Origin of the sequence: Bradyrhizobium sp. (assembly GCF_028868675.1) — a bacterium.
Classification (GTDB): Bacteria; Pseudomonadota; Alphaproteobacteria; order Rhizobiales; family Xanthobacteraceae; genus Bradyrhizobium.
This window is the reverse complement of the sequence record NZ_JAGWUA010000001.1, coordinates 1-17,873: the sequence shown is the minus strand read 5'-3', so window position 1 is coordinate 17,873 and position 17,873 is coordinate 1. Positions and strand designations below refer to the sequence as shown.

The 17,873-nt window shown below is 67.3% G+C and carries 14 protein-coding genes and 2 pseudogenes; 3 read left to right on the top strand and 13 right to left on the bottom strand.

The features are described 5' to 3' along the window. Positions 1-110 precede the first annotated feature (110 nt). From KGM94_RS00080 to KGM94_RS00065, 4 genes and pseudogenes are all read right to left on the bottom strand, one after another. Positions 111-425, bottom strand: a pseudogene (locus KGM94_RS00080) (GNAT family N-acetyltransferase); the annotation flags it as partial. Continuing rightward, positions 412-1,449: an NAD-dependent epimerase/dehydratase family protein gene (locus KGM94_RS00075; protein ID WP_300253646.1), complete on the bottom strand. Its 1,038-nt coding sequence runs from the start codon at positions 1,447-1,449 to the stop codon at positions 412-414. The gene KGM94_RS00075 and the pseudogene KGM94_RS00080, both read right to left, overlap by 14 nt. A 16-nt stretch (positions 1,450-1,465) precedes the next feature. Then, entirely contained in the window at positions 1,466-2,236 is a 771-nt protein-coding gene (locus KGM94_RS00070) for an ABC transporter permease (RefSeq protein ID WP_300253644.1), read from the bottom strand. A gap of 82 nt (positions 2,237-2,318) precedes the next feature. Further along, the gene (locus tag KGM94_RS00065) at positions 2,319-2,966 is read right to left on the bottom strand and encodes a TetR/AcrR family transcriptional regulator (protein ID WP_366526200.1); all 648 of its coding nucleotides are present in this window, start codon (positions 2,964-2,966) and stop codon (positions 2,319-2,321) included. Between the two features lie 98 nt (positions 2,967-3,064). Here KGM94_RS00065 and KGM94_RS00060 point away from each other — a divergent pair, with 98 nt between their 5' ends. Continuing rightward, on the top strand, positions 3,065-4,069 hold the full coding sequence (locus KGM94_RS00060) for an ABC transporter substrate-binding protein (protein WP_300253640.1): 1,005 nt from the start codon (positions 3,065-3,067) through the stop codon (positions 4,067-4,069). Between the two features lie 78 nt (positions 4,070-4,147). Here the strand turns inward: KGM94_RS00060 and KGM94_RS00055 are convergent, their stop codons facing one another. From KGM94_RS00055 to KGM94_RS00045, 3 genes are all read right to left on the bottom strand, one after another. Beyond that, positions 4,148-4,942, bottom strand: a complete 795-nt coding sequence (locus KGM94_RS00055; RefSeq protein ID WP_300253638.1) for a crotonase/enoyl-CoA hydratase family protein — start codon at positions 4,940-4,942, stop codon at positions 4,148-4,150. Positions 4,943-5,181: 239 nt separating this feature from the next. Beyond that, the gene (locus KGM94_RS00050) at positions 5,182-6,096 is read right to left on the bottom strand and encodes a phosphoribosylaminoimidazolesuccinocarboxamide synthase (RefSeq protein WP_300253636.1); all 915 of its coding nucleotides are present in this window, start codon (positions 6,094-6,096) and stop codon (positions 5,182-5,184) included. 64 nt (positions 6,097-6,160) lie between these two features. Then, entirely contained in the window at positions 6,161-7,078 is a 918-nt protein-coding gene (locus KGM94_RS00045; protein ID WP_300253634.1) for a pirin family protein, read from the bottom strand. Positions 7,079-7,146: 68 nt separating this feature from the next. Between KGM94_RS00045 and KGM94_RS00040 the strand changes: the two genes are divergently transcribed. Then, complete coding sequence (locus KGM94_RS00040; RefSeq protein ID WP_300253632.1) at positions 7,147-7,722, top strand: GNAT family N-acetyltransferase; 576 nt, start codon at positions 7,147-7,149, stop codon at positions 7,720-7,722. 65 nt (positions 7,723-7,787) lie between these two features. On the opposite strand, the gene KGM94_RS00035 is transcribed toward KGM94_RS00040, so the two are convergent. Beyond that, a complete protein-coding gene (locus tag KGM94_RS00035; RefSeq protein ID WP_300253630.1) occupies positions 7,788-9,155 on the bottom strand; it encodes an MmgE/PrpD family protein in 1,368 nt (455 codons plus the stop codon). Positions 9,156-9,271: 116 nt separating this feature from the next. Between KGM94_RS00035 and KGM94_RS00030 the strand changes: the two genes are divergently transcribed. Further along, entirely contained in the window at positions 9,272-10,396 is a 1,125-nt protein-coding gene (locus tag KGM94_RS00030) for an FUSC family protein (protein WP_300253774.1), read from the top strand. Between the two features lie 25 nt (positions 10,397-10,421). Here KGM94_RS00030 and KGM94_RS00025 read toward each other — a convergent pair. The 5 genes and pseudogenes from KGM94_RS00025 to KGM94_RS00005 form a co-directional block, all read right to left on the bottom strand. Beyond that, positions 10,422-11,817, bottom strand: a pseudogene (locus KGM94_RS00025) (MATE family efflux transporter). Positions 11,818-11,952: 135 nt separating this feature from the next. Beyond that, positions 11,953-13,245 carry a UDP-N-acetylglucosamine 1-carboxyvinyltransferase gene (gene murA, locus KGM94_RS00020; protein ID WP_300253626.1) on the bottom strand — a complete coding sequence of 431 codons (1,293 nt, stop codon included), beginning with the start codon at positions 13,243-13,245 and terminating at the stop codon, positions 11,953-11,955. A gap of 165 nt (positions 13,246-13,410) precedes the next feature. After that, the gene (gyrB, locus tag KGM94_RS00015) at positions 13,411-15,846 is read right to left on the bottom strand and encodes a DNA topoisomerase (ATP-hydrolyzing) subunit B (protein WP_300253624.1); all 2,436 of its coding nucleotides are present in this window, start codon (positions 15,844-15,846) and stop codon (positions 13,411-13,413) included. 267 nt (positions 15,847-16,113) lie between these two features. Beyond that, entirely contained in the window at positions 16,114-17,247 is a 1,134-nt protein-coding gene (gene recF / locus KGM94_RS00010) for a DNA replication/repair protein RecF (protein ID WP_300253622.1), read from the bottom strand. Positions 17,248-17,322: 75 nt separating this feature from the next. Continuing rightward, complete coding sequence (locus tag KGM94_RS00005; RefSeq protein WP_300253620.1) at positions 17,323-17,688, bottom strand: DUF559 domain-containing protein; 366 nt, start codon at positions 17,686-17,688, stop codon at positions 17,323-17,325. Positions 17,689-17,873: the final 185 nt, after the last annotated feature.

Here is a 17,873-nt window from a genome sequence, read left to right as displayed (position 1 = left end):
AGCGGCGGCGCGGTCGCGTATGCTGGCTGCTCCAGCCGGAACCTTCGCAATTGCAGCGTCGGCACGAAGCCGAGCGGCCCGTAGACGGCCGCGCCCGCCGGCGTCGCGTCGAGCCAGCAGGTCAGGCCGCGCCGCCCTGCCGTCTCCAGGCACGAATCGACGAGACGCGTTGCCAGGCCACGCCGGCGGCGGCTCGCCGTCACCAGCACCATGCTGATCCAGGCATTGTCGTCGGAATAGGGCAGCAGCGCCGCGGTCGCGATCAATTGCGAGCCGTGGCGGATGCCGAACACGGTGCCGGCACGCAAGAAGAAGCGCCAGTCGTCTTCGTTCTGATTCCAGCGCGCCTCGGTCGACAGCAGGAGCCCGGCCGCGGCATCCCCGACTCCGAGCTGGACGACGGGTCCGTCGTCAGTAGCGTCCATCGCGCACCTCGTACTTGGTGGGCTTGCCGAGGCTCGGCATCGCGCGTGCGACCCAGTCGGCGGTCCAGCCGATCAGCCGGTCGGTGTCGACGACCGGCAGGCCGAACAGTCCGACCGCCTGCGAGGTGTCGGTCAGCCAGGCGGTCGGTTGCTCCTTGCCGATCAGCACCGGCGCGCGGCCGAAACGCGCGCCGAATTTCGCCGCGAGGTCCCGTACGGCGAGGATTTCGTGACCGCTGACGTTGATCGGCGAAGTCGGAGTCGTGCAGTGCGCGAGGCAGCGCAGCGCCTGGGAGGATGCATCGCCCTGCCAGATGAAGTTGACATGGCCGATGCCGAGGTCGATCGGTGTGCCGGACAGGACCTTGGTCGCGATGTCGTGCAGCACGCCATAGCGCATGTCGATCGCGTAATTGAGGCGGAACAGCCGCCCCGGCGTCGCGAACTCGCGCGAGAAATACTCGAACATGCGCTCGCGACCGACGCAGGATTGCGCGTATTCGCCGGGCGGGTTGGGTGCCATGTCTTCGCCCGATCCCTTGGCGTCGACCGGCACGAACGGATAGACGCACCCGGTCGAGAACGCCACGATCCGCGACGATGCGAAGGCTTGGGCGACCAGCGCCGGAACGTGCGCGTTCATCGCCCAGGTCAGCGACAGGTCGCCCTCGGCGCCGAACTTGCGGCCGGCCATGAAGACGACGTTGGGCGCCTTCGGCAGCGCCCGGATCGCGGCCTCGTCGAGCAGATCGCAATTGATGGTCTCGACCCCGCGCGCATGCAGCCAGTCCTTGACGCCCGGATCGCTGAAGCGGGCCACCCCGATGACGCGGCGTTCGGGCGCGGCCGCCTTGGCGAGACCCGCCAGCGTCGGCCCCATCTTGCCGGCGACACCGAGCACCATGATGTCGCCGTCCACCTTGCGGAGGTCGTCGATCAGCGCCTGGGTCGGCCGGCACAGCAGCTCGTCGAGCGCGGCGATGTCCGGGATCGTGTTCGGCAGCGTCTGGCGCGTGAGCAGCATGCGTCGTTCCCCGTCGTTATTGCAGCCTGGTGTCGACGACCACGAACATCCGCTCGAGGCCCAGCACCAGTCCGTAAAGCGCGACCCCAAGCAGCGTCAGCAGCACCACGGCCATCACCATCGCCGGCGTGTCGAGCGACGATTGCACCTGGATCATGAGATAGCCGAGTCCCCGCTCGGAGGCGATGAACTCGCCGACGATGGCGCCGGCCACCGCCAGGATGGCGCCGACCTTCATGCCGGAGAACACGTAGGGCAGCGAGCCCGGCAGCTGGATCTTGCGGAACAGCGTCCAGCGCGAACCGCGCAGCGATTTGACGAGATCGAGCAGGTCGGGTTCCACCTCGCGCAAGCCCCGCGCGGTCGTCAGCAGAATGGGAAAGAAGCAGATGCTGAACGCGATCAGGATGTTCGGCACGATCCCGTAGGAGAACCAGACGATCACGAGCGGCCCGAGCGCGACCTTCGGTATCATGTTCAGCGTCACGAACAGCGGGAGCAGGATCACGCTGATCAGCGGCGACCAGCTGAAGATCACGGCCAGCGCCACGCCGACCACGGCGCCGAGCGCGAAGCCGCCCAGGATCTCCGCCGCGGTCACCAGCACGTTTGCCCCCCAGGCGTAGTTCGCGGTTCCGAGCGTCTGCAACGTCGCGAGCGGGGAGGGCAGGATGAATTTCGGCACGTGGAAGGCGTCCACGAGGATCTGCCAGAGCACGAGCACAGCAAGGTGCACGATCAGGATGATCGCGAAGTTTCGCGCCGGGCGTCCGCCGTCACCTGCCACCGACCGCTCCTCGTGGATTCGGCCCGGGGGCCGCCAAAGGTAGCCTAACCCGCCGCCGCCCCTGTTTCAACCATCTGGTTGATTAAGGCCGGAGCGACTGCAACACCAGGTCGACGACGTGCCTGCGGCGATCGCGCCGGGCCGCCGGGCTCGACAGGTCCTTTCCGAAGATCGCCGACAGCGTCGGCGTATTGGAGAAGTAGAAATAGCTGAGCCCCGCGATCGAGATGTAGAGATGGACGGGGTTGACGCCCTTGCGGAAGATGCCGGCGCGCACCCCCTCGTTCAGGATTTTGGACACCATCTTGACGAGCGGCGAATGCATCGCCTCGAGCCGCCGCGATCCGCGGACGTGCCGCGCGCCGCCGCGGTTCTCGTCGTTCAGGAGGACGATGAAGTCGGGGTGGGCGGCGAGGTGGTCGAACGAGGCCTCGATCAGCCTGCCGATGGCCTCCTGCGGCGCCAGTCCCTCCAGGTTGAGCTTGCGCTCCTGCTCGCGGATCTCCTCGTAGACCCATTCCAGCACGGCCAGGTAGAGGGCGTCCTTGTCGCCGAAATAGTGGTAGACGAGCTGCTTGTTGACGCCCGCGCGGGCCGAGATCTCGTCGACGCGCGCACCGGCGAGCCCGTTCCGCGCGAACTCCCGGCGCGCCGCGGTGAGCAATTTCCGCCGTGTGGCTGCGGGATCCCGCCGCTGCGGCCGGGAGCCGCCTGATCGCTTCGAGGGCATTTTCAACCAGACAGTTGACAAGTCGAGACGCTGCTTGTTGCATTGGTAGCCTCACCGGCGGATAGCGACAAGCCGGGTCGCAGATGAGGAGAAATGCGATGAAGGGTTTGCAGGCCGCGACATTGGCCCTGGCGCTCGGTTTGGCGGCGACGCCCGCGGGGGCCGCGGAATCGGTCAATCTGATCCTGAACTGGACGCCGACCGCCGATCACTCGCCGTTCTACTACGCCAAGGCGCAGGGCTGGTACGCGAAGGCCGGGATCGACCTGACCATCGAGACCGGCAAGGGCTCCGGCGTCTCCGCCGCCAAGGTCGGATCGGGCGGGTCGCCGTTCGGCATCGCGGACCTCGCGACGATGCTGGTGGCAAAGGGCAAGGGTGCCGACGACGTGGCGGTGATGAGCATCTATGCCAACACCGGCCAGACCTTCTACTGGCTGAAGAGCTATGGCGTGAACGGCGTCAAGGATTTTCCCGGCCACAAGATCGGAAATCCGCCCGGCGACGCCTCGCGGGTGATGTGGCCCGCATTCGCCAAGTCCGCCGGCATCGCCCCGGATTCCGTCAGTTTCGTCAACATCGGGCCGACCGCGAAGATTGCCGCTCTGAAGAGCCACACCGTCGACATCATCAGCGACTTCTACAACGAGCACGACCTCAAGGTGATCGAGTTCGGCGGCGACCTCGGTTACGTCAACTGGAAGGATATCGGGCTCAACCCCTACGGCAATTCTCTGATCGTCAACGGCGCCTTCCTGCAGAAGAATCCAAAACTGGTCGAAGACTTCGTGCGCGTCAGCCAGAAGGCCTTTGCCGCCTGTGTCGCCGACGCCGCGCCGTGCCTCAAGGCGCTGCTCGATCAGGTCTCCGGTCTCGACAAGGAGAACCAGGAGCGGCAGTGGGAACGCATCAAGTATCTGATGACCGACGAGTACACGACGACCAAGGGGCTCGGCTGGATCGACGCCGAGCGCATGAAGAAGGACTACGAGCTGGTGCAGACCTATCTCGGAATGGAAAAGCCGTTCGACGTCAGCACCGCTTTCACCACCAGGATGCTGGATCCGGGCGTCAAGATGGATGCCAGCAAGGTCAAGAAGTAGGGTTTTCCGTTCCCGCGACGGCGGGATGGGGGTTCCGAGCGCGCGACCGGATTGACTCAGGTCAAGCTGCGGTGCCGCTCAGTCCTTGCCGAAAGTGCCGTGGCGGCCCGCGCCGGAGGCGAAGCGCGTCGCGCCGGACAGCGTCTCGCCGGAGGCGATGACCTCCAGCCCGCCGCGCATCTCGTTTTTGATCGCCTCTTCCTCCTCGAGGTCCCACTGGGCCAGCGCCGACAGGCGGTCGGCGCGCAGGCAGGCCTGCGGGAACTGCGCGATCTCCCGTGCCAGCAGGATCGCCCGCGCGCAGGCTTCGCCCCGCGGCACCACGCGGTTGGCAAGGCCCATCCGCAGCGCTTCCTCCGCGCCGACCGGGCGGCCGGTGAGGATCAAGTCCATGGCCTGCGAATGGCCGATCAGGCGCGGCAGGCGGATGGTGCCGAGATCGATCAGCGGCACGCCGAAGCGGCGGCAGAACACGCCGAAATGGGCGTCCTCGGCCATCACGCGCATGTCGGCCCACAGCGCGAGCTCCATGCCGCCGGCGACCGCATAGCCCTCGATCGCCGCGATCACCGGCTTCGACAGTCGCAGCCGGCTGGGGCCCATCGGCGCAATGGTGTCGTGGCCGCCGACCTCGCGCATCTTCTCGCGGTCGCCCTTGGCCACCGCCTTCAGATCGGCGCCCGCACAGAAATGCCCTTGCGTGCCGGTGAACACCGCGACCGAGGCCTCGGTGTCCGCCTCGAAGGCGAGGAACGCATCATAGAGCCTGCGCGCAGTGGCGCCGTCCACGGCGTTGCGGCAATGCGGCCGGTTGATGGAGATGATGGTGACCGGACCATCGCGCTCGATCAGCACGGCATCGGCTTCGGACATGGGCGGGCTCCCTGTTTTCTCTCAGGCAGTCTTGCAGCAAGGCGTCACGCAGGCAATGTTCTGGAGAACGCGGGAGCAAATTCGGTGTCGTCCCCGCGAAGGCGTGGACCCATTACCCCAGGGAGCAGTTTGACGAAGACTGGCGGCCCGGTACTCCCACCGCCTGCAATCGATGGATTTCGCGGTATGGGTCCTGGCGTTCGCCAGGACGACATCGGAGTTGCATGGTGACGACGCAGCTAAACCTTCAGCTCTTTCCCCGTGATCCGCCGATACGCTTCCAGGTACCGCTTGCTGGTCGCCTCCACCACGCTCGCCGGAAGCGGCGGGGGCGGGGCGTCGCCGTTCCAGCGGCCGGCGCGGCGCTCGGCGTCGAGATAGTCGCGCAGGGGCTGCTTGTCGAAGCTCGCCTGCGGCCGGCCGGCCGTGTAGGCGTCGACCGCCCAGAAGCGAGAGCTATCCGGCGTCATCACCTCGTCGATCAGGATGATGCGGCCCGCCTTGTCGCGGCCGAATTCGAACTTGGTGTCCGCGATGATGATGCCCTGTTTGCGGGCGAGCTCCTCGCCGAGCGTGTAGATCGCCCGCGTCATGCTCTCCAGCGTGTAGGCAACTTCCTCGCCGACGACCTCGCGCATTCGCGCGATCGTGATGTTTTCGTCATGGCCGGTCTCGGCCTTGGTCGCCGGGGAAAAGATCGCAGGCTCGAGCTTGACGCTCTCGACGAGGCCGGCCGGCAGCTTCTCGCCGGCGAGCGTGCCGCCGACCGCATATTCCTTCCAGGCCGAGCCGGAGAGATAGCCGCGGATCACGCACTCGATCGGAAACACGATTGTCCGCCGGCACAGCATGGCGCGGCCGAGAATGTCGGCGCGGTGAGGCTTCAGTGCCGGCACCTCCGCGATGATCTCGTCGGTGTCGGCGCTGATCATGTGATGATGCACCACGCCTTCCAGCTCGTTGAACCAGTAGGCGCTGATCTGGGTCAGCACCGCGCCCTTCATCGGGATGGTCTCGCCCATGACGACGTCGAAGGCGCTGATGCGGTCGGTGGTGACGAGCAGCAGGCGGTCGTCGTCGACCGAGTAGATGTCGCGCACCTTGCCGCGGCCGATCTTGGACAGGGGCAGGTCGCTGGAGAGCATGGTGGTCATCGGCAAGGGCCTTCGGGCAGGAGACTAGGCCCGCGCGAGCGCACGGGCCAGGTGCCGAAATAGCCTATTCCGGCAGCGGAATGAACTCGTGTTCCTGCGGAACAGGAGCAAAGTGGCCGGTTTTCCAGTCCTGCTTGGCCTGCTCGATGCGCTCCTTGCTGGAAGACACGAAATTCCACCAGATGTGGCGCGGGCCCTCCAGCGCGTCGCCGCCCAGAAACATCATCCGCGTCGGCTGGGTGGCGTTGACGGTGATGCGGTCGCCGGGCCGGAAGATCAGGAGCCGCGGCCCGGCGTAGCGCTCGCCCGCGATCTCGACCTCGCCGTCGACCAGATAGATCGCGCGTTCCTCCTGGTCGGGATCGAGCGGCACGCGGGCACCTTCTGCCGCCGTGACCTCGGTGTAGAACCAGGGCGAGACCATCGCGACCGGCGAGGCGATGCCGAACGAGGAGCCCGCGATCACCCGCGCGGTGAAATCGCGCTCGGAGATCATCGGCAGGTCGCCGGCGGCATAGTGCTGGAACGACGGCGCGATCTCCTCGCTGCCCGCCGGCAGCGCGATCCAGCTCTGCAGGCCCAGCATCCTCTGCCCGGATTGCCGCTGCGCCTCCGGCGTGCGCTCGGAATGCGCGATGCCGCGGCCCGCGGTCATCAGGTTCATCGCGCCGGGCGCAATCTCCTGGACGTTGCCTTCGCTGTCGCGATGCATGATCGCGCCGTCGAACAGATAGGTGACGGTGGCAAGCCCGATATGCGGATGCGGTCGCACGTCCATGCCCTTGCCGGACATGTACTGCACCGGGCCGAAATGATCGAAGAAGATGAACGGGCCGACCATCTGCCGCCGGCCGTGCGGCAGCGCGCGGCGCACCGCAAAGCCGTCGCCGAGATCGCGGGTGCGCGGCACGATGACGAGGTCGAGCGCGTCGCAGGAGGCGGAGTCGCCGAGCACGGGATCGTTGGTGGGCATCCAGCTCATGGAGGAACTCCTCGCCGTTTGTTGGTATGATCGTAGCAGAACACGATCGGGAACGGCAGGTGAAACCCATGCTCCCTCCGCTCAGGCCAGGCGCCAGATTGCTGCAGGTCGACGGTCCCACGGTCGAGACCGAACGGTTGATCCTACGGCCGTGGCGCGCCGGCGACGTCGCGCCGAACACCGCCATGCTGTCCGATCCCGACACGGCGCGCTACATCACGCCGGATCGCAAGGCCGTGACCAGCGAGACCAACGGCTGGCGCAACGCCGCCATCATCATGGGGCACTGGGCGCTGCACGGCTTCGGCATGTTCGCGGTCGAGGAGAAATCCTCCGGGCGCTACATCGGCCGCGTCGGTCCGTGGTGTCCGCCGGGCTGGCCGGGATTCGAGGTCGGTTGGGGCATCACGAAGGGGGCGCGCGGCAAGGGCTATGCGGTCGAGGCCGCGCGTGCGTCGATCGACTGGACGTTCGCGACCTTCGCGATCGATCGCATCGTTCACTGCATCGATCCGGAGAACGTGGCCTCGCAAGCCGTGGCGCGGCGCTTGGGGGCGGAAGTCGAAGGTCCGGCCGAGTTGCACGGAGACAGCATCGACCTCTGGGTAACCACACGCGAGCGCTGGCGGCCGGATGGTCGCTGAAGAGAAAGCAACGCATTCGCGCGATCCCTCTCGCACAACACGGAGAGGGTCGACGAAAGCGCGATCTACTGCCTCCCGAGCTGCGTCGCCTTGGCGACGCGGTCGAAGCGCTCCAGCGACAGGATCGCGTCGGCGAGCTGCTCGGCGCGGGCGTTGAGCACGGGGCGGGCCAGCGTCAGGAATTTCTGCTGCATCGCCTGCGCACCGGGAAAGGAGGTCGGTTCTCCGGAGGGGTCGGCATGCAGCCGCTCGTGCACGCCGTCCTCGGTGGTAATGCTGACGCGTGCGCCGAAGGGGTGACTGCGGCCTTCGAGCCGATCGTCCTGCACCACGTCGAACTTGTCGGCGAGGGCGTCGATCGCGGCATCGCCCAGCCGGTCGTAATCGTCCCAGCCGAAGCTGCCCTGGTCGAGCGCCAGCGCACCGGTGAAGAACATCGAGAATTGGCCGCCGACGATCGAGCGCGGGTGGCGCTTGGTGGCGGCGTCGCCGGTCAGCGTGATGCCGTTGCGGTGCAGGCCGATCTCGACGCGCTTGATCTGGTCCGGCGTCAGATTGTGCTCGCGCCGCATCGCGATCAGCGCGTCGATCGCGGCATGGGTATAGCGGCAGCTCGGATAGGGTTTGACGCCGATCTTCATGGTCTCGTAGCTGTTGCCGAGCTCAGCCGTCGCCTTGTCGGGATGGGCGTCGTCGGTGTAGCCGGCCAGGAGGCCGTGCTTGCCCTCGATCGATTCGGTCGAGCCGACGAAATCGTTGCGCGCGAGCGTGGCGGCAATCACGCCGTTCATCGCGGCGGCGCCGACCTGGTAGCGCTTGTTCCAGGCGCCGTTGACCAGGAATTGCAGCGAGCCCGCGGCCTGGCTGCCGGCGACACCGAAAGCCGAGATGATCTGCGGCTCGGACAGGCCGAACAGCTTGCTGGCTGCCGCCGCCGCGCCATAGGTGCCGGCGGTCGCGGTCGGGTGGAAGCCGCGGGCATAATGCGAGGTCGGGTCGAGCGCATTGCCGAGCCGGCAGCAGACTTCGTAGCCCGCGACGATCGCGGTCAGCACGTCGCGCCCGGAGGCGCCGACCATCTCGCCGACGGCGAACGCCGCCGGCACCACCGGCGCGCTCGGATGCAGCGAGGAGTCCGCATGCGTGTCGTCGAAATCGAGGGAATGGCCGAGCGCGCCGTTGAGCAGCGCCGCGACCGCCGGCGTCCAGGTCTTGCTGTCGCCGAATACGGTCGACTCGCCCTTGCTGTCGAGCGCCAGCGCTTCCAGCATCTTGAGCAGCGACGGTGTCGATTCCGCTTCGCTCCGGGCGCGGATGGCGCTGCCGAGGAAATCGAGCGTCAGCACCTTGGCGCGTTCCAGCACTTCGGCCGGAATATCCTGGTATTTCAGGTTGGCGACATAGGCGGCGAGCGTTGCGGTTTCGTGGGCCATCGTGTTTCCTCGTGTTGCGGCGCAGGGTAGGCGGGCCGGTTTCGGCTTTCAAGCCGCCTCGGCGCCGCGGGGATCAGCTATGCTTTCGGCGGGTTCTGTTGCCGGGATGTGCGATGATGGCTCTCTCAAAGCGGCTCTTCGAGCGGATCGGCTCGCGCAAGACGCAACTGGCGCTGGCGATCCGGGTCACGGTCGCCGCCGCGGCGGCCTATGCGATCGCCACCGCGCTGCACCTGTTGCTGCCGCTCTGGGCCGTCCTGACCTCGCTGATCGTCACCCAGATGAGCGTGGGGCGCTCGCTGAAGGCGACGCGCGATTACATGCTCGGCACCGTCGGCGGCGCAGTCTATGGCGGCGCGATCGCGGTGCTGCTTCCCTATTCCAGCGAGGTCGGGCTGCTGGCGCCGCTGGTTCTGACGGTCGCGCCGCTCGCCTTCGTTGCGGCGATCCATCCGAGTCTGAGCGCGGCGACCGTGACCGCGGTGATCGTGCTCCTGGTTCCGACCATGCACCACGCCGATCCGCTGGCCTCGGCGATCGACCGCGTCAGCGAGGTCTCGGTCGGCGCGATCACGGGGCTCGTGATCTCCTTCCTGGTGCTGCCCTCGCGCGCGGTCAGCCAGATCCGCGTCGGCGCGGAGCGCCTGCTGGAGCTGATCGCGGACGCTTTCACGGAACTATTGGCGGGACTGACGCGGGGCCGCGACAATGACGCCCTGCATCGTATCCAGGACGGCATCGGCGCCGCGATCGTCGGTCTCAACGCCACCGGCGCGGAAGCCGAACGCGAGCGCGCGGCGTATCTGTCGAGCGGGCCGGACACCGGGCCGTTGCTGCGCACGATCCTGCGGCTGCGCCACGACGTCGTGATGATCGGCCGCGCCACCGTCGTGCCGCTGCCGGACGAATTGCAGGCGCGGCTTGCCGGACCGCTTGCGGAGGTCAGCGCGGCCATCGCACTGTTCCTGCGCGCGGCGGCCGCGGCCTTGCGCTCGGGCGACGGCGCGCCGCCGATCCAGCCGGTGCACCTCGCGCTGCAGCGCTACGCGGACGAGGTCGCCGCCGTGCGCCGCGACGGGCTGGTCCGCGGCCAGCCGGGCGACATGGTGGAGCGCTTCTTCGCGCTCGGTTTCTCGCTGGAGCAGATGCACCAGAATCTCGGCGACCTCGACCGCGTCGTCGGCGAGTGGTCGGACAAGTCGCTGAATGGACGAGCGCGCCGCGCGGGTCAGGCAGGCTAGTCGGGCGTGACGTCGCGGACGTCGCTCATGCGGCCAATCTGCGCGCCAGCCGCAGGAAGCGCAGGATCAGAAGACCGGCGTAGACGAAGGTGCCGAGCGCGAGCCCGATCCAGACACCGACCGCGCCGAGCTGCGCGTCGAAGGCGAGCCACCAGGCGGAGGGGAAGCCGACGATCCAGTAGCCGATGGCCGCGAACAGCAGCGTCATCCTGGTGTCGTTGAGCCCGCGCAGCGCGCCGCCCATGATGGTCTGCAGGCCGTCGGCCACGAAGAAGGTCGCGCCGACCAGGAGGAGCGTCGCAGTGAGCTCGACCGTCGCCTCCGCCGGCTCGCCGCTGCCGAAAAAGGCGCGCCCCAGCGCATGGCGCCCGAGCACGACGGCCAGCGTCAGCGCCGATACCATGCCGATGCCGAGCAGTGCCGCGACGAGGCCCGCGCGCCTCACCGCAGCCGGCTCGTTGCGGCCGAAGGCGTGTCCGACCCGCACCGTCGCCGCCATGCCGATGCCGAGCGGGACCATGAAGAGCACGGCTGTCACCTGCAGCGCGACCTGATGGGCCGCGAGCGCGGTGGTGCCGATCAGGCCCATCAGCAGCGCGGCCGATGAGAACAGGCCGTATTCCATCAAGAGCGAGAACGAGATCGGCGCGCCGATCCCGACGAGCTCGCGCATCAACGGCCAGTCGATCCGCCACAGCCGGGCGAGCGGCTGATAGTCGGCGAAAGGTTTGCGCAAGGCGACGATGCCGAGCGCCGCGACGAAGGTCGCGAAATTGACCAGCGTGGTCGCAAGGCCCGCGCCGAGCAATCCGAGCTCGGGCAGGCCGAACAGGCCGTGGATCAGCACATAGACCAGCAACGCATTGGCGGGAATCGCGGCGAAGGTGATCCACAGCGCCGGCTGCGGCCGGTTCACCGCGCCCATCAGGCCGCGCAGTGCGACGAAGCCGAGCGCCGGCGCAATGCCCCAGGCGAGCCCGAACAGGTAGTGCTGGGCGAGCGCCGCGGAACGTTGCGCCTGGCCGAGCGCGAGCAGGATCTGCTCGCCATAGAGCGGCGAGGCCATCATCGGCAGCGAGATCAGGAGCGCCACCCAGAGGCCGACGCGCAGCGAGCGTCGCAGGCGCCTTGCATCGCCGGCGCCAAAAGCCTGTGCCGCCAGCGGCGATACGGCCGCGACCAGGCCGAGGCCGAAGGTGAAGCTGATGAAATAGACGGTATGGGCGAGCGCCGCGGCCGCGACCGAATCCTCGCCGAGCCGGCCGATCAGCGCGAGATCGGTCGTCATCATCGCGATCTGGCCGAGCTGGGTCAGCATCATCGGCACGGCCAGCCGCAGCGTCTCGCCAAAATTCCTCGGCGAGGTGGTTTTGCGGCGCGCCGAGCTGCGGGTGGAGCGTATGGTCGATCTTCTCAAGCATGGTCGCCTGGTAGCATCAGCGCGCGTCGAAAACGTGGCCCCATTCTCGTGTCCCGGACGCGCTGCGGCACGGAGTGACGCTGCGCTGCGTCCGGGGCACGAGGCCTGCTCAGTGTCGGCCGGAATGCGAGAGCCCTCAGCCCTTGCGCGCCGGCACCCGCGTGATCCTGGCGCCGAGCGCGTTCAGCCGCTCGTCGATGCGCTCGTAGCCGCGCTCGATCTGGTCGGCGTTGTTGATCGTCGATGTACCGGTCGCCGCGACCGCCGCGAGCAGCATGGCCATGCCGGCGCGGATGTCGGGCGAGGTCATGACCGCGCCGTGCAGCCGGCTTGGGCCGGCGACGATGGCGCGATGCGGGTCGCACAGCACGATGCGCGCGCCCATCGAGATCAACTTGTCGACGAAGAACATGCGCGATTCGAACATCTTCTCGAACATCAGGATCACGCCCTCGCATTGCGTGGCGGTGACGATCGCGATCGACATCAGGTCGGCGGGGAAGGCCGGCCACGGCTGGTCCTCGAGCTTCGGCACATGGCCGCCAAAATCGTCCTGGATCTTCAGCGTCTGGTTGGCGGGCACGATGAGGTCGTCGCCCTCGACGCGGCAGACGATGCCGAGCCGCTCGAATCCCATCCGGATCGAGCGCAGATGCTCGACGCCGGCGCGCATGATGCGCAAGGGCGAGCGCGTCACGGCGGCAAGGCCGATCAGCGAGCCGACCTCGATATGGTCGGGCTGGATCGAATAGGCCGCGGCCCCCAGCGTCGCCGGTCCATGCACGACCATGGTGTTGGTGCCGATACCGTCGATCTTCGCGCCCAGTGCGACGAGGAAGTTGGCGAGGTCCTGCACATGCGGCTCGGAGGCCGCGTTACGCAGATAGGTGACGCCCTCGGCGGCGACCGCGGCGACCAGCGCGTTCTCGGTCGCGGTCACGCTCGGCTCGTCCAGGAACACGTCGGCGCCGACCAGGCGCGGGCAGCGGAATTCCAGCCGGTCGGTCGCGTTGACCCTGGCGCCCAGTTGCTCGAGCGCCAGCACGTGGGTATCGAGCCGCCGGCGGCCGATGACGTCGCCGCCGGGTGGCGGCAGCATCACCTCGCCGCAGCGGGCGAGCAGCGGTCCTGCGAGCAGGATGGAGGCGCGGATGCGAACGCAGAGCTCGGGGTCGAGGTCGGCCGCGCGGATGCTCCTGGCGTGGATCAGGAGCGTGTTGCCCCGCCATTCGGCGGTCGCGCCGACCGAGCGGATCAGTTCGACCAGCGTCTCGGTGTCGCGGATGCGCGGCACGTTCTGCAGCGTCACCGGATGCTCGGTGAGGAGCGCTGCGGCAATGATCGGCAGCGCCGAGTTCTTGTTGCCCGACGGCTCGATCGAGCCCGAGAGCCGGTGACCGCCCTCGACGATATACTGGATGGGCGCCACTGCGGTCTGTCCTGTCTCTGAGTTGAACCGGGCCTCTCTGGTCCGGAAACTACAGAGGATCGCGCGCAATTTCAAACCGGCGCTGCCGCCCCTTTCGAGCCGGCAAACGGCCGAATTCCGGCCGTCCGGGTCATGATGGAGAGTTAATGCTCGCGGCGTATCGACTTAGATGTCGATGTTGGCGCTGAGCGAGTTTTCCTGGATGAAGTCGCGGCGCGGCTCGACCACGTCGCCCATCAGCTTGGTGAAGATGTCGTCGGCCTCGTCGACTTCCTTGACCTTCACCTGGAGGAGCGAGCGCACATCGGTGTCCAGCGTGGTCTCCCAGAGCTGCTCGGGGTTCATCTCGCCGAGGCCTTTGTAGCGCTGCAGCGTGATGCCCTTGCGGCCGGCGTCGGTCACGGCTTCGAACAGGTCGACCGGGCCGTGGACCGCATGTTCGGCGTCCTTTCGCCGCAGCTTGCCGGGGCGTGCATAGACGTCCTGGAGCTTCAGCGTGAACTCGTCGAGCTTTCGGGCCTCGGCCGAACCGAGGAACGCGTCGTCGATGATGGCGACGTCCTTGACGCCGCGCACGGTGCGCTCGAACACGAAGCCCTGGCCTTCCGCGTAGTGGCCGACCCAGCCGCGCTCGACTTCATCGGCCTGGGCGTCCAGACGGCTGGCGATGTATTGAGCGGCGGCGCCGGCCTTTTCCGGATCCCCGTAGATGTTCTTGTTCAGCACGCCGGTGATCGCGGCCTGCTCGACGACCTTGCGATTGTAGCGGCTGTGCAGGTTGCGCAAGACGCCGCGGATGATGCGGGCGTCGTCGACCAGCGCGCGTAGGTCGCGGCCGGAGCGTTCGCCGCCGGTGCCGGGCGTGAACACGCAGTCGTCGAGGCCGGCCTCGATCAGGTAGTCCTCCAGCGCGCGCTCGTCCTTCAAATACTGCTCGGACTTGCCGCGAGAGACCTTATAGAGCGGCGGCTGGGCGATATAGAGATAGCCGCCGTCGATGATGTCAGGCATCTGCCGGTAGAAGAACGTCAGCAGCAGCGTGCGGATATGGGCGCCGTCGACGTCGGCGTCCGTCATCACGATGATCTTGTGGTAGCGCAGCTTCTCGATCGAGAAGTCGTCGCCGATACCTGTGCCGAGCGCGGTGATCAGCGTGCCGATCTGTTCACTCTTCAGCATCGTGTCGGAACGAACGCGTTCCACGTTGAGGATCTTGCCGCGCAGCGGCAGCACGGCCTGGAACTCGCGGTTGCGGCCTTGTTTGGCGCTGCCGCCTGCGGAATCGCCCTCGACGATGAAGAGCTCGGATTTTTCCGGGTCCTTCTCCTGGCAATCGGCGAGCTTGCCCGGCAGCGAGGAGACCGAGAGCGGGTTCTTGCGCGTCAGCTCGCGCGCTTTTCGCGCGGCTTCACGCGCGGCCGCCGCCTGGATCACCTTGCCGACGATGGTCTTGGCCTCGGAAGGATGCTCCTCGAACCAGGCCGCCAGCGCCTCGTTGATCACGTTCTCGACCACGGGCCGCACTTCCGAGGACACCAGCTTGTCCTTGGTCTGCGACGAGAATTTCGGATCGGGCACCTTCACCGACAGCACGGCGGTGAGGCCTTCGCGGCAGTCGTCGCCGGTGAGTGCGACCTTTTCCTTCTTCGCGTTGGCCTCGACATAGCCGCTGACCTGGCGGGTCAGGGCGCCGCGGAAGCCGGCGAGATGCGTGCCGCCGTCACGCTGCGGGATGTTGTTGGTGAAGCACAGCACGTTCTCGTGATAGCTGTCGTTCCACCACAGCGCGGCTTCCACGCCGATGCCGTTCAGCTCCGAACGCACCATGATCGGCTTGGGCACGATCGGCGTCTTGTTGCGGTCGAGATATTTGACGAACTCCTCGACGCCGCCGGAATAGTGCATCTCATCGCGCTTCTCGACCGCATGGCGCATGTCGGAGAGGATGATGTTGACGCCGGAATTGAGGAAGGCGAGCTCGCGCAGCCGGTGCTCGAGCGTGGCGAAGTCGTATTCGATGTTCTTGAAGGTGTCGGAGGAGGCGAGGAACGTCACCTCGGTGCCGCGCTTGCCCTTGGCGTCGCCGACGACCTTGAGCGGCGCCACGGTCTCGCCATGGGCGAACTCGACGAAATGCTCCTTGCCGTCGCGCCAGACCCTGAGCTGAAGCTTGCTCGACAGCGCATTGACGACGGACACGCCGACGCCGTGCAAACCGCCGGACACCTTGTAGGAGTTCTGGTCGAACTTACCGCCGGCGTGCAGCTGGGTCATGATGACCTCGGCGGCCGAGATGCCTTCGCCCTTGTGGATGTCGACGGGAACGCCGCGGCCGTCGTCGCGCACGGTGACGGAATTGTCGGCGTTGAGCACGACCTCGACGCGCGAGGCGTGGCCGGCGAGCGCTTCGTCGATCGCGTTGTCGACGACCTCGTAGACCATGTGATGCAGGCCGGAACCGTCGTCGGTGTCGCCGATATACATGCCCGGTCGCTTGCGGACGGCATCGAGACCCTTCAGCACCCGGATCGATTCTGCGCCGTAATCGCTCGCGCTGGAGGGTTCGTTTTCGGCACGCGGCTGCCGGGCAGGTTCTGTCATCGAGAGGCCTTCGAGGATATCGCCGAATCAGCGGCGCAAAAGGCGCTGATCTCAAGCTCTTTGTGCCATGAAAGGAGGATTGCGCCTAGCGCAAAGTATCCTCCCGCAACCCATTGAGCAGATAGGCATTTTCGGCCGCGATTCAAGACCCGTGAAGGCCGATTCTGGGCGCTGCAAAAAGCGCGATTCGAACGTTGCCGCCGGGGCCGTGCAGGAAGGGTTTGGATGGCTGTTCCGAGGCCATCCAAGGGGCTCGTCCGCAGCCTGTCAGCGCGCCGTGACTTGCCCGTTCTCGACGTCGAAAATCTGGCCGCCGGCGCCGATCTCGATAAAAGCGGCGGGGTCCGCGCCGGTCAGCCAGACCTGCGCGCCGAGCTTCTGCAATTCGTCGAACAGCGCGGCGCGCCGGTTCGGATCGAGATGGGCGACGACCTCGTCGAGCAGCAACAGCGGCACGATGCCGGTCATCTCCGCGACCAGCGTGGCGTGCGCCAGCACGAGGCCGATCAAGAGCGCCTTCTGCTCGCCGGTCGAGGCGTCACGCGCCGGCACGCCCTTCGGCGCGTAGACGACCTGCAGGTCGGTGAGATGCGGGCCGTCGGTGGTGCGGCCGGCGATGGCGTCGCGCTGGCGGTTGTCGCGCAGGATCCGGCGATAGCGGTCCTCGACCGCCGTGGCGCTCTCGCCGACGAGCGCGTTCTCCATCCAGCCGTCGAGCGCGAGGCGCGCGGACGGGAAGGAGGAGGCCTCGGTGCGGGCGCGCAGCATCTCGGCGAGCCGCGCCGCGGTCTGGCCGCGGCTTGCCGCCACGGCAACCGCAAGCTCCGCGGTCTCGCGTTCGATCGCGCTGCACCAATGGTCGTCGTAATTGCGCACCTCCAGGAGCCGGTTGCGCGAGCGCAGGGAGCGCTCGAGCGCGGAGACGCGGCTGGAATGCGCACTGTCGATGGCGAGCACGAGGCGGTCGAAGAACCGTCGCCGCTCCGAGGCCGCGCCCATGAACAATCCGTCCATGGCGGGCGTCAGCCACACCATGCGGATATGGTCGCCGAACGCGGTCGCGGACACGGCGGGCTCGCGATCGATGCGGGCCCGGCGGGTGACCGGCTGGTCGGCTTGCGGCGTATCGATGCCGGTGCCGAGCGTCGAAAGCCCGAGCGCACCCTCGACCTGCGCAGACACCGCCCAGGAGCCGTCGCCCTGGTTGTCGGCGACGTCCTCCAGCGTGGCGCGCCGCAAGCCCCGGCCCGGCGACAGGAACGAGATCGCCTCCAGGCAATTGGTCTTGCCGGCGCCGTTCGGCCCGACCAGCGCCACCATGTCGGCCCGCGTCTCGAGCCCCGCCGCCCTGTAATTGCGAAAATGCGTCAGCGTCAGGCGGTGGATGCGGGAAGGGGTCATGTCGAATTCTCTTACCCTCCCCCCTTGTGGGGGAGGGTGGCGCCTCACGAAGTGAGGCGACGGGCGAGGGGTATCTTACCGCTCGGCGAGCTTTGCAAGAATGTCCTCCAATACAGCCGCAGGCCGCTGCAGAACATCATTGTTCCAGTAACGCGCGGTCTGAAATCCCTCGGCCGCTAGTGCGGTTTCGCGGAGCGAGTCGCTCTGCGAGTCTGCGTGCTGGCTGCCGTCGATCTCGATGACGAGGCGCTTCTCGAAGCAGACGAAATCGAGAATGTAGGTGTTGAAGGGAACCTGTCGGCGAAACTTGACGGTGGAAAGTCGACGGTCCCTCAGCAGGCGCCACATCGCAGCTTCGGCGTCGGTCGGCTCACGCCGCATGTTCCTTGCGAATTCGCGGAGATGCTTGCCGATCGAGCGGTGGTGCGGTGTCTGCGGCACTAACCCCTCACCCAAGCGAGGTCGCGTCGATCGGCGGAGCTGCCCTCTCCCGCAAGGGGAGAGGGCGCAGCAACGCGCATCGCGCCTTGCTCGAAAGGGATCTGACGCCGCCGGACCACCCCCCTCACACCCGCATCGGCATCAGCACGTAGAGCGCGCTCTTGTCGTCGCGGTCCTGGACCAGC

What these genes read in the sequence shown, in the direction of transcription:
- KGM94_RS00075 (WP_300253646.1), bottom strand. Translation starts at nt 1,449, where the DNA reads ATGCTGCTCACGCGCCAGACGCTGCCGAACACGATCCCGGACATCGCC.
- KGM94_RS00065 (WP_366526200.1), bottom strand. Translation starts at nt 2,966, where the DNA reads ATGCCCTCGAAGCGATCAGGCGGCTCCCGGCCGCAGCGGCGGGATCCC.
- KGM94_RS00060 (WP_300253640.1), top strand. Translation starts at nt 3,065, where the DNA reads ATGAAGGGTTTGCAGGCCGCGACATTGGCCCTGGCGCTCGGTTTGGCG.
- KGM94_RS00055 (WP_300253638.1), bottom strand. Translation starts at nt 4,942, where the DNA reads ATGTCCGAAGCCGATGCCGTGCTGATCGAGCGCGATGGTCCGGTCACC.
- KGM94_RS00050 (WP_300253636.1), bottom strand. Translation starts at nt 6,096, where the DNA reads ATGACCACCATGCTCTCCAGCGACCTGCCCCTGTCCAAGATCGGCCGC.
- KGM94_RS00045 (WP_300253634.1), bottom strand. Translation starts at nt 7,078, where the DNA reads ATGAGCTGGATGCCCACCAACGATCCCGTGCTCGGCGACTCCGCCTCC.
- KGM94_RS00040 (WP_300253632.1), top strand. Translation starts at nt 7,147, where the DNA reads ATGCTCCCTCCGCTCAGGCCAGGCGCCAGATTGCTGCAGGTCGACGGT.
- KGM94_RS00035 (WP_300253630.1), bottom strand. Translation starts at nt 9,155, where the DNA reads ATGGCCCACGAAACCGCAACGCTCGCCGCCTATGTCGCCAACCTGAAA.
- KGM94_RS00030 (WP_300253774.1), top strand. Translation starts at nt 9,272, where the DNA reads ATGGCTCTCTCAAAGCGGCTCTTCGAGCGGATCGGCTCGCGCAAGACG.
- gyrB (WP_300253624.1), bottom strand. Translation starts at nt 15,846, where the DNA reads ATGACAGAACCTGCCCGGCAGCCGCGTGCCGAAAACGAACCCTCCAGC.
- recF (WP_300253622.1), bottom strand. Translation starts at nt 17,247, where the DNA reads ATGACCCCTTCCCGCATCCACCGCCTGACGCTGACGCATTTTCGCAAT.